General features: G+C 48.4%; 13 protein-coding genes. 8 read left to right on the forward strand and 5 right to left on the reverse strand.

Translation table 11 applies throughout. From position 1 onward, the window contains the following. The first annotated feature begins 5 nt into the window (after positions 1–5). The 8 genes from HY879_27350 (at position 6) to HY879_27385 (ending at position 6,230) form a co-directional block, all read left to right on the forward strand. Positions 6–710, forward strand: a complete 705-nt coding sequence (locus tag HY879_27350; protein MBI5607064.1) for a HEAT repeat domain-containing protein — start codon at positions 6–8, stop codon at positions 708–710. Between the two features lie 290 nt (positions 711–1,000). Next, on the forward strand, positions 1,001–1,189 hold the full coding sequence (locus tag HY879_27355; protein MBI5607065.1) for a hypothetical protein: 189 nt from the start codon (positions 1,001–1,003) through the stop codon (positions 1,187–1,189). Continuing rightward, entirely contained in the window at positions 1,186–1,770 is a 585-nt protein-coding gene (locus HY879_27360) for a flavodoxin family protein (GenBank protein MBI5607066.1), read from the forward strand. The genes HY879_27355 and HY879_27360 overlap by 4 nt, the downstream gene beginning before the upstream one ends. Before the next feature lie 141 nt (positions 1,771–1,911). After that, entirely contained in the window at positions 1,912–2,112 is a 201-nt protein-coding gene (locus HY879_27365) for a hypothetical protein (GenBank protein ID MBI5607067.1), read from the forward strand. Positions 2,113–2,271: 159 nt separating this feature from the next. Beyond that, positions 2,272–4,347, forward strand: coding sequence for a thioredoxin domain-containing protein (locus tag HY879_27370; protein MBI5607068.1), 2,076 nt, complete (start codon positions 2,272–2,274; stop codon positions 4,345–4,347). Positions 4,348–4,548: 201 nt separating this feature from the next. Further along, positions 4,549–5,340 carry a sterol desaturase family protein gene (locus HY879_27375; protein ID MBI5607069.1) on the forward strand — a complete coding sequence of 264 codons (792 nt, stop codon included), beginning with the start codon at positions 4,549–4,551 and terminating at the stop codon, positions 5,338–5,340. Further along, the gene (locus tag HY879_27380) at positions 5,340–5,561 is read left to right on the forward strand and encodes a hypothetical protein (protein MBI5607070.1); all 222 of its coding nucleotides are present in this window, start codon (positions 5,340–5,342) and stop codon (positions 5,559–5,561) included. The genes HY879_27375 and HY879_27380 overlap by 1 nt, the downstream gene beginning before the upstream one ends. Positions 5,562–5,582: 21 nt before the next feature. Further along, a complete protein-coding gene (locus HY879_27385) occupies positions 5,583–6,230 on the forward strand; it encodes a hypothetical protein (protein ID MBI5607071.1) in 648 nt (215 codons plus the stop codon). Here the strand turns inward: HY879_27385 and HY879_27390 are convergent. From HY879_27390 to HY879_27410, 5 genes are all read right to left on the reverse strand, one after another. Beyond that, positions 6,214–7,554 carry a hypothetical protein gene (locus HY879_27390; GenBank protein ID MBI5607072.1) on the reverse strand — a complete coding sequence of 447 codons (1,341 nt, stop codon included), beginning with the start codon at positions 7,552–7,554 and terminating at the stop codon, positions 6,214–6,216. The genes HY879_27385 and HY879_27390 overlap by 17 nt on opposite strands. Before the next feature lie 6 nt (positions 7,555–7,560). Then, entirely contained in the window at positions 7,561–8,289 is a 729-nt protein-coding gene (locus tag HY879_27395; protein ID MBI5607073.1) for an outer membrane lipoprotein-sorting protein, read from the reverse strand. Positions 8,290–8,548: 259 nt separating this feature from the next. Next, the gene (locus HY879_27400) at positions 8,549–9,787 is read right to left on the reverse strand and encodes an ABC transporter permease (GenBank protein MBI5607074.1); all 1,239 of its coding nucleotides are present in this window, start codon (positions 9,785–9,787) and stop codon (positions 8,549–8,551) included. Next, entirely contained in the window at positions 9,780–10,484 is a 705-nt protein-coding gene (locus tag HY879_27405) for an ABC transporter ATP-binding protein (GenBank protein ID MBI5607075.1), read from the reverse strand. The genes HY879_27400 and HY879_27405 overlap by 8 nt, the downstream gene beginning before the upstream one ends. 43 nt (positions 10,485–10,527) lie before the next feature. After that, a complete protein-coding gene (locus tag HY879_27410) occupies positions 10,528–11,121 on the reverse strand; it encodes a hypothetical protein (GenBank protein MBI5607076.1) in 594 nt (197 codons plus the stop codon). Between the last annotated feature and the right edge of the window lie 238 nt (positions 11,122–11,359).

Below are 11,359 nucleotides of genomic sequence, written 5' to 3' on the forward strand. Positions count from 1 at the left end.
TAAAATTGAAACTGCTAAACATCCTGAGAGATCTCCTGGAAAAGGAGGCCTACGGCTCCTTGACCGAAATGGCTATGGGCCATGGCGGGAAAGTGGTCAGCGGGCTGATCGGGATTTTGACCGATTCGAACGAACTCCTTAAATGGCGGGCCGTTAAAGCCCTGGGTCAAGTGACCGCTCAATTGTTTTCCCAGGACCCGGAACGGGCCAAAAAGGTTATCCGGCAGTTGATCTGGAACCTGAATGAAGAATCAGGAGGTATGGGCTGGGGCATGGCCGAGGCCTTTGGCGAGATCCTGGCCGTTGTTCCGGCCCTGCAAAATGAATATGCCTGTTTGCTGGCGGCCTATATCTCCGAGGAAGGATGTTTTATTGAAAATGAACAAATACAAAAAGGGGTCATCTGGGGCCTTGGACGTATCGGATTTTTAGATGAGGCCTTAAGGGCCAAGGTTATCCCCTTTTTGTTGAAATCCTTAACAAAAAGGGATCCTGAATTACAGGGAACGGCGGCTTGGGCCATCGGGGAAATGGGGCTCTTCGAAGCCCTTCCGCTTCTTAATGTCTTGCAAATAGAAAATCGGATGATTAAAATATTTAATATAGATATTTTGCAAGAAAAACCCCTTCAGCAATGGATAGAAGGGGCCATTAAAAAAATAAATCAAAGAGGTGATTTAAATGGCCGAAGACCAATGGAAATGCAGTAAGTGCGGATATACCCTTAAAACCGAAAGACCACCGGAAGAATGCCCTTCCTGCAAGGAAAAATGTGAATTCGTTAATGTAAGCTGCTATATCCCGGAATGTGGATTCAGCGGTCCGGACGAAAGACTTAAAGGAAATCAGTGACGGGTGACGAGTGGCGAAATCATAAAGAGTCCTTTTGGTCATTCTGAACGAATTGAGGGATCTGGTAGCTATTCTCACCCGCGACGGCGCGGGTTCGAAATGACAATTTGTACGAGAAACCAATAGTGATCACGGAGAGGAAGAACTGATGTCGAAAAGAAAATATTCCGTCCGGGCCGAATGCCCGGCCTGTGCCTGCGGGGATATCACCTTTTTAGGTCCGGAAAAACTCCGGGAAAAGTTTATCGGCGATGAGAAGGAGATCGATATTCTCTGCCCTCTGTGCGGGACAAAACATAAAGGCCAGGTGGTGGAGGAAGAGGAAGCCCCCAAATGAAGGTCCTGGGGATTTATGGGAGCCCGCGCCAGGGCGGCAACAGCGACCTCCTCCTCGATAAGGTGCTGGATGGGGCAGGGTCCGCCGGAGCGGAGATTAAGCGGATTTACATCAGGGACCTGAAGATCGCGGGCTGCCAGGAGTGCGGTGGGTGCGATAAGACCGGGGAATGCGTCATCCCGGATGATATGGATAAGGTCTATCCGATACTCCGGGAGGCGGAGGTTATTGTTTTATCGTCCCCGATTTTTTTTTATGGGATCCCTTCCCAGGCCAAGGCCCTGGTCGATCGCTCCCAGGCCCTATGGTCGAAAAGGATGCTGGAAAAACCTCCGGATCAGAGAAAAAGATACGACCATGGGCAAGGTTATCTGGTCGCCGTGGGCGCTACCAAAGGGAAAAATTTATTCGACGGTGTGCAACTTACCGCCAAATACTTTTTCGACGCCCTGGATAAAAGCTATGAAGGGGGTCTTTTCTTCAGGGCCGTAGAAGGAAAGGGGAGTATCAGTCAACATCCCACGGCCCTTGAAGAAGCCTATGCCCTGGGCCAAAGGGCTGTTCAGCATCATAAAGAATAAAGAAATTTTTTTTGGGGGCTATGGGCTATGGGCAATAGGCGAGGGGCAAGGTAAAACGATTTTATGGGTTTTCTTCGCCTATAGCCTCTTGAACCCTGGACCTTGAACCTTGAACCGTATTTTCATATTAAGGAGGCACTTATGACCACCCCACTACATTGTCCGGGATTATATCAAAACAAGAATTTAAAGTCCTTTGTCTGCAAATGTCCCAATTGCGGGAAAGAAGTCGAGATTTTTTCCGATGAATTCGACAAGAGACATACCTGCAAAGGGTGTAAACAGGAAATCGATTTCACCAAATGCCAAATGGAAGCCGAAGCGGATATCGTTACCCCCTGAAGCGGTTAGTTCGAAAAATAACCTTCAGGGATCAGGGTTCTGGGGTCGGGTTTCGGCAGAAGGCCGTCGTTCGTTGAAATTCATTGAGTCTATTCCCATGCTTCGTGGTTCCCTGAGTGGCATAAGGAATTAATCCGAAGCTGAGGAACATTCTTAAAAATAAAAAGGATTTCGACGGTGTCCAACCACCTGATTAATGAAAAAAGCCCCTACCTGCTCCAACATGCTGAAAATCCGGTGGATTGGTATCCCTGGGGGGAAGAAGCCTTTCAAAAAGCCGGAGAAGAAGACAAACCCATCTTTCTTTCCGTCGGCTATGCCACCTGTCATTGGTGCCATGTCATGGCCCATGAATCCTTTGAGGATGAAGAGGTTGCCCGGCTGTTAAACCAATCCTACGTGGCCATCAAGGTCGATCGCGAAGAGAGACCCGATATCGACCAGATCTACATGTCCGCCTGCCAGACCCTGACCGGCCGGGGCGGCTGGCCCCTGTCCATTTTTATGACCTTCGATGGAAAGCCCTTCTTTGCCGGGACTTATTTCCCGAAAAGAAGCCGTCAGGGGATGTCGGGATTCATTGAATTGCTGACCCAGATAGGGACCTTGTGGAAGAAGGATCGGGAACGAATCCTTCGAGCAGGGGAAGAGACTATCCAGGCTATCCAAACCAGATCGGAGACCGGTCCGACGGGGCCGCCTTTAACCCGGCAAACCCTTAAGTCCGGCCATCAGCAGTTGGCCAAGGCATTTGATTCCGTCTGGGGTGGTTTCGGGGCTGCCCCGAAATTCCCCATCCCCCATCATTTGACTTTTCTTTTGCGAAGCTATAAAAACGATCCAGATCCGGAAACAAAAAAGATGATCGAAAAAACCCTGGAGGCCATGCGTTTTGGAGGGCTTTTTGATCAGATCGGATCAGGCTTTCACCGTTATTCCGTGGATGAAAAGTGGTTGGTCCCCCATTTTGAAAAGATGCTCTACGATCAGGCCCTGCTGGCCATGGCTTATAGCGAAGCCTATCAGGCCTTTAAAAACCCCTTTTACGCCCAGGTAACCAGGGAGATTTTTTCTTATGTCCTGAGGGACATGCAATCTCCAGAAGGGGGGTTTTATTCGGCCGAAGATGCCGACAGTGAGGGAAAGGAAGGGCTTTTTTATGTTTGGAGGCCTCAAGAGATCGGGGAGATTTTGGGACAAGGCCCAGCAGACCTTTTTTGCAAATTCTATGACATCCATTCGGCCGGTAACTTTGAAGAAGGCCTGAGCATCCCCCATATTTCAATCCCCCTGGAAGAATTCGCCGACCGGGAAAAAATGAAGGCCATGGATCTGGAAGCCCTGTTAACTGAGGCCCGGGAACAACTTTTTCAGGTGCGGAATAAGCGGGTCCATCCTTTAAAGGATGATAAAATCCTGACTGCCTGGAATGGGCTGATGATTGCCGCCTTGGCCAAAGGCAGTCAGGCTCTGAATGATCCTGTCTATGCAATGGCGGCCAAAAGGGCGGCTGATTTTATTTTACAAAGGATGCGCACCCCTTCAGGCGGTCTTTATCGACGGTATCGGGACGGACATATCGCCTTCCCTGGGTATCTGGATGATTATGCGTTTTTTATCTGGGGCCTCATCGAGATTTATGAGACTACCTTTGAAGTCTCCTATTTAGAGGAGGCCCTGACCCTGAATCGATTCCTGATGGATTATTTCTGGGACCCGGAACAGGGGGGTTGTTTTTTTACAGCCAAAGGAGGCGAGTCCTTGATTGCCCGGGAAAAAGAACTCTATGATGGAGCGACCCCTTCGGGGAATTCGGTAACCGCCCTCAATCTCTTGCGTCTTGGGCGGTTAACCGGAAATCCTGAATGGGAGGAAAAGGCGGATCATCTATTCCGATCCTTTTCCGGGACCGTCAGCGGGTACCCCATGGCCTATACCCAGTTCCTGAATGCACTGGTTTTCATGGTGGGCCCCAGTCAGGAGATGGTGGTGGCCGGAGATCCTGATCAAAAAGAAAACCAGGAAATGATTGCCCTGATCCACCGGACCTTTCTCCCCAACAAGGTCCTGTTAAGGCGACCGGAGGGGCAGGATAGCCAGGGGATCATTAAACTTGCCCCTTTTGTCGAAGCCTTGATGCCTCTGGGCCAGGGGCCTACGGTTTATCTTTGCGAGCAATTTGCCTGCCGGACTCCGATAACCGGATTGGCGGATTTGCAAAACGCTTTATCGTGATGGTATAGAAAGTTCCTTTTGGGACGCAGATCGACGCAGATTGCCAAGATTAATTTGAAAAAAAGTTTCAAGTTGCAAGATGCAAAATGCAGGTTGCAGGTTTTCGCTTCGAACTCTCAGTTTTGAGATTATTTCTTGATTCTGAGGGTATCGGCGAAGTCAGCGTCCTCATTCAACAATAATCCGGCGGATAGGTTTTATATGATGTCTGATTTGGAATTAACCAGGGCCGCCTTTTTTTGGGGTGGCCTCTTGTTTTTCCTGTTCCTTGAACTCTTCTTCCCCTATCGCCCCCCTTCGGTCTCGAAGCGCACAAGATGGTTTAATAACCTGGGCCTGGTTGTTTTCAACAGCCTTTTTTTGAACCTGGTTTTTGCCGGTGTGATTGTTCAAACCGCCTGGTATGTGAATGCAAAACAACAAGGACTGTTGAATCTTTGGCCCCTGCCGGACTGGATAAGAATCCTGGCCACGGTTGTTTTTTTAGACTTCATCCTTTATGTCTGGCATTTACTCAATCACGAGATGCCTTTTTTTTGGCGGTTTCATCGCGTGCATCACAGTGACCTGAATATGGACGTTTCGACGGCCACCCGCTTCCATTTCGGCGAGCTGGCCATTTCAGCGGTCATCAAGATCGGTCTGGTTTTTTTCCTGGGTGCCGATTTGGTCGGGGTCACTCTTTTTGAAATCCTGGTAGTCTTGACCGCTCAATTTCAACACAGCAGCCTGAAAGTGCCGGACTGGTTTGAACGGCTCTACTGGATTTTGTTTGTCCCGCCTTCGATGCACCGTATCCACCACTCGGTCATTATTAATGAACGGAACACGAATTACGGGACCATTTTTTCCCTTTGGGACCGGACTTTGGAAACATTTTTGTCGAGAGTCGACCAAAAGGGGATTCGGATAGGCTTGGGGGCTTATCAAAAACCGGAGCTTTTAAATTTCCATCAGTTGTTAATTATGCCTTTTACCAAGGTGGTTAAATAATGTTTTTAAAAAATTTCTTTACTCCTGTAAAAACCCTGGAACCAGAGGAAGTTAAAAATTATATTGCGCAACACCCGGAAGGGACCTATGCCCTTATCGATGTCCGCCAACCAGGCGAGTATGAAAAAGAACACCTCCCTGGGGCTCGATTGATCCCCTTACCGGATCTCGGGGATTCCCTGGATTCTCTGGATCCGGAAAAACCGACTATGGTCTATTGAGCCGTCGGGGGACGGAGCCGCGTGGCGGCTCAATTTCTGTCCGGCCGGGGATTCAAGGAAGTTTACAGCCTCGAAGGAGGGATCAAGGCCTGGCAGGGAATAAAGGCCGTTGGACCTGTTGAATTAAATTTGGATCTCATTCGAGGGGATGAGTCACCGGCCGAAATGATCGAGACCGCCTATGGGATGGAGGGGGCTTTGGGAAATTATTACCAGATTGCATCGGAAGAGGTTAAAGATGCAGAGGTTGCCTCTCTTTTAAAAAAATTAAGGGATATCGAAAAAAGACACCAGCAATTGCTTATGGATCAATATGGAAAATTAAACACCCCGGATTTTGAAGGCCCCCAAGTACTGGTTGATCTTCTCCCTCCGATCCTGGAGGGCGGCTTCAGGTTCTCAGAATTCCTGAATCAAAATAAGGCGGCCATGGAAACCGTCTCCGGTGTGCTGGATGTGGCCATGATGGTGGAAACCCAAGCCCTGGATCTTTATTTACGCTTTGGCCGGAAAACGACTGAAGAATCGACTCAAAAAATCCTCCATAAAATTGCCGACGAAGAAAAGGCCCATCTGGAGGCATTAGGGAAGTTAAGGGACAAAGAATCCATAGCCGATCTAAGGGGCCAAGGTTCCCCTTATCCCCCTATCCCTAAAAATAATATCTGATTCTGAAATCCACCCGATAATCGTTTGGCTTTTCACCGAATTCGCTTCCCCTTGAGCCCGTGATAAACCCAGTCCTGAAGCGCAGTTCCAGATTGGTGAACCCGGTGTATAAAAATTCAGGGGTTATGGAAAAGCTTTTATCGTCCATATTCCCGATCAGGGTGACGGCCGGGGTGAAGTACAGGATGTCAAAAGGTTCCTTCTGGCTTACCCGCAGGTAAAGATAATTCGTTTCCGGCGTCTGCTTCCCGTAATTGCCCTTTAACAGGGTGTTGGCCCTGTTCAGCAAAGAGGGACTGCCGGTATCGGTATAAAGGCCATACCCCTTGTCTATAAATGAAAAGAAGTCCTGCATCTCCTGGCTGCTGTACCCCTGGCCGTTCCGGTAATATTCGAGGATGTAGGTGGTGTCCTGGGCGGTAAGATAACGGAGACCCATAAGGGCGTTTACGGCGTTGAAAGAGGTCTGGGATAGGTTACCGTTCGGATCGACCGTGGATTTGACAAAGTTATTGACCCAGGAGAACTCACCATGCACCTCCAGGTTGGCCGTGACGTTCCTGGAAAAGTCCAGACCGTAGCGCGCGGTTTTGCTGCCTCCGGTCAGGAATATCAAATCGATGTCCGTATCATAATAGAGAAAGTAGAATTTTACGGCCCCGTTCAGGTTCCCGGTTTCCCCGAAGTCGTCATTGATGCCGCTGTATACGGGGATCAGCACCGGTGTAAAAGAAAATGTCTTAAGGGCCTGTCCTTCCCAACTCCGGGTATAGTCTAAGGACGCCACGATAAATCCTTCCCGGGCCAGCTCGGGATCATCGGGGTTCTTCTGCCGGTCGAGAAAGGCAGCCGGGTTCCAGGCATAGCCTTTCCCCCAGTTGAGTGTTTTTTTGCCGAACTCGGTAATAAAGGTGGGTGAGGGTCTGAGGGAGACATGGCCCTCAAAAACAAGGGTCTTGTTTGACTCCGTGTTGTAGTTTTTGGTGTAAGCCGTATTGGTTTTGAGGTAGAAACGGGAGAGGCCTTTCTCCAGGCTCCCTTCCAGCTGGAGCGTTCCATCATATTCCGGGGTGGTCCCGCCGATGCTCCGATTGTAATAATTGAGTTTGTAAAGGGAGGCATTCCTGTCCAGTCCGAAGAGGATGGGCAGGGCCTCAAGGTACCCTCCGAGATGGTAAGGTTTCTTTTCTGTTTCCGAGAGCTCAAACTTGTATTCTTCGGGCTTATTTTCCTCTGAAAAGGCCGGAGCCGGGGCGGTAACCAGCAGACAGCAGACGGCCAACAGCAGGTAACGACAGAGGGTGCCCGGCCTTGAACCATTCATGCCGCTCTACCTTAAAGAGTCCATTTTCGACATAAAGGGCAAGGTGAAGACCTCATCTTTGAAGTCTCTCTTTTTGAACTTGGCAAAGATCATAAGAGACCGGTAGCCTTTGTATAAGGGGCTGTCGGTTTCGATAACCGACGGCCGGGAGATCCCGGCTCCGAAGTCTTTTACCTCCTTGAAATAAATGGTTTTGATCAGCATAGAGGCTTCTGTCAGGCATTCAAGCCTGATGGGTAGTTTCTGTGCCTTATGGACCCACATTTTTACCCGATCATAGGCCACGGATTTGGTTTTGGCCTTAAGATGCAACAGATATTCCTCTCCCTTTTCATCCAGTTGTTCGACCGTATATTCTTCTGAATAATCCAGGTTTAAGATGTCGGCGTTGTTAAAAACGCCTCCAACGACCGATTGCAGGCTGGTGATGCGGATAGGTTTTCCCACGTTGGGAATAAAGAGCCACATGTTATCCCCGAGCCGCAAGGTGGTTCTTCCTTTTTCACTGGCCGGGGCCAGAAACAGTCCGGCTATTTTGTCGGTTCCCTTCTTGACCGTAAAATAGGTAAATTCTTTTTTTCGGCCATCGGGTTCGATATTGATAATTTTCCGATAAGACTCATACGATTCCGGGGCCATGTTTTTATCTACCTGCTTCAACAATTGTGTCCCGTCTACCGCATAGGCCGGGATTGTCATCAGGATGATTAATAGAGATAGAACAAATTTTGACATAATAAAATCCTTTTAAAAGTTAGAGATAAATTTGCAGATGGTCCTTGTTAGAATCTATGCCTCGTCCGGGAGTTGCCCCGGAAGAGGTGGCCCCCCAAAGGAGCAGTTGACTTCAAATCAACTCCCAAGGCCCGTTTCCGTCATTCCGGGCTTGACCCGGAATCCAGGTTCAATGGTCTGATTCCCGGTTTCCACCGGGACGGTGTCTGGACCCCGGCTTTCGCCGGGGTGACGGAGAAAGAAACAAAGCGCCTATTCGTCATACATGCCTCAAGGCTTTAATCGGTTCCATCCGGGCGGCCTTGATGGCCGGCTGAAGACTGGCCAGCATCGAAACGATAATGACGATAACCGATATGACCAACAGGTCTCCGGGGACGATATGAACGGTCAGCAGCAGGCCTTTTTGCAGGCCAAAGTCAAAATGAAGACGGGAGAGGTTAAGGATAAAAAGCAGGATCGCCCCCACCATATTCCCTAAAATCGCCCCCAGGACCCCCAGGCAAAATCCTTCTATGACAAACATGGACAGGATCTTTCCGGGCAGGGTGCCTATGGCGGCGATGGTTCCGATCTCCCGGATCCTCTCATAGACCGCCATGATCATAACATTCATAATACTCACCAGGACAATGGAGATGAGCATCAGTTTGATAAAAAAAGTCATCACCTCTATCATTTTGGCGATATTAAAAAAAGGAGATAATTTTTCCCAGGTATGCACTTCAATCAAGGGTTTTCCTGCCGGGTCTTTCTCGTGGGTTAAAAGATTTTCCAATTTTTGGTTGACGGAATGGAGCCTGTTAAAATCTTTAATGCGAATGGCGATCTCGCTGACTTCCATCTCCCCCATCCGCAGAATTTCAGCCGCATCTTCGATATGGACATAGCCGTCACGGCCGCCCGGCCCGGTCACGGACCCCAAGATACCGGCTACTTTGAATTGTTTGCCGTTCACCGATCCGTCCTGGTTGGTGGCCACGATGACTACGGCATCCCCCACTTTGACCTTCATCCCGCTGGAGAGCAACTCAGGGATAAAAATTTCTCCACGTTGCAGGACCTTGGCGCCGGTATGGATCCTGGAGAGAAAGAGGGGGACGGTGTTCGCTTCTTTGTCGGGATAAATGCCGTTAAGGCGGATATTGGTTGTTTCTGTAAAATTACTGAACATGCCTCCAAATTTAATCCTGGGTGAATAGGCAGCCAATTCCGGTAACTGCCGGAGGACCCCTTCAATGCTTTTAGCGGACTGGGTTTTCAAATTCAGGTTTAAAGGGAGATTGTCGATTGAGGCTACGTAGCCGCTCTTATGGATCTGAATATGGCCGAGCATAGAATCGGTTATCTGTCCGATGATCATGGTTTTAAAAGAACCCGAAACCGAAATAAAAACCAGGACAAAAACCACACCGATGGTAATCAAAGAGGCAGTAAGCCAAGTCCTTCGTTTGTACCGCATCAGGTTTCGGATGGCGATTTTGAAAAGCTTACCCATGGGGATGGCCTCCTTTCACTACCCGGTCTTTAAGAATTCCGTCTTCAAGGGTAAAAATGATCTCCGCCTCTTGAACGATCTTGGGATCATGAGTGGAAAAAATAAAGGTGCTCTGAAACTGGTCCCGCATTTTTTTCATCAGGTCAATAACCATGTAGGCGGTTTTACTGTCGAGGTTGGCGGTCGGCTCATCGGCCAGGATCAATTTGGGGTTGGTGACCAAGGCCCGGGCCACCGCTACTCTCTGTTTCTGTCCCCCGGAAATTTGATCGGGATATTTGTTTTTCTGTTCCCCCATACCCACGGCTTCCAAGAGGGCGATGACCCTTTTTGCTCTTTCCTCTGGAGGCAGGTTTTGGACCATCAGCAGAGGGTATTCTATATTTTCATACACCGTAAGGATCGGGAGGAGGTTAAAATCCTGGAAGATGAACCCCAAATGCTTTCCACGAAAGATCGCCCCCTGTTTCCGGTCCAGGGTGGAAATATCCGTATCGACGACCGTCAGGTTGCCTTTAGTCGGTTTATCCAGACAACCGATCAGGTTCAATAAGGTGGTTTTCCCGCTCCCCGAGGGACCGACAAAGGAAACAAAAGAGGCCGGTTCGATTTCAAAAGTCAATCCCTTTAAGGCGCTGACTGTTACCTCCCCGGCCTGGTATTCTTTAATAAGACCTTCCGCTGTGATTAAGCCCATCTGTGATCTCCTTTGGCCTGGCTGGGATTCTTCAAATCCATTATCATTTCATTCCTCCGGGCATCATGGGTCCCCCGGGCATCATGGGTCCCCCAGGCATCATCCCCATTTCCTGTCTCATCTTATATAAGTCACCAAGATACTTCAATATTTCACCTGTACCGGCGATAATCACATCCAGATTGTTGCCATTGTTGACCTCTTTTTCCAGGAGATCGATTTGCGTTTTTATGCCACCCAGGTTCTTGTTCATTCTGGCCATCATCATCTTGACCTTTTCCTGCATGGCGGTATTCATGGTTTTGACATGCTCATTCTGGAATTTTTCAGCCATTTCATAAGCTCTTTTAATCTCTCCGAAGGCACTCTTGACGAAATTTTTATCGATCTGATCCCGTCTTTGTTTTGCTTGGATATGAAGGAGATTGGTGAAAATGGCCAGATATTGAACCGAACCGCCGGATAAAACTTTGTGCGGCTCCTGCATCATGTTTATCATGTCCTCCGTCATCATACCACCCATCATTTCCTTGCCCTTGCTCATTTCCTGAGCCGAAATCGTAAGACCCACCCCTGAAACCAAAATCATTATAGCTAAAACCATTGATAATTTTATAAACTTGCCTTTGTTTTTCATGACATCTCCTTAAAAAAATAGATTAATTTTATCTAATCTAATTATCATTTTCCTGTTTTCAATAGGATGGCCTCATAAAAAGGCAATGGGTGTCTTTTCCGTAGTGTCTATTTTATGCAGAAAACAATCCGCAATCAGGTGGCTAGCTGGATTTGAGGCCCATAAAAAAATTAGTCAAGAAATTTTAAAAAATAGTTGACAAGAACATTATATAAACTTATATTTATATGTAAATAAA

The sequence above is a fragment of the Deltaproteobacteria bacterium genome, assembly GCA_016219225.1.
Lineage (GTDB): Bacteria > Desulfobacterota > RBG-13-43-22 > RBG-13-43-22 > RBG-13-43-22 > RBG-13-43-22.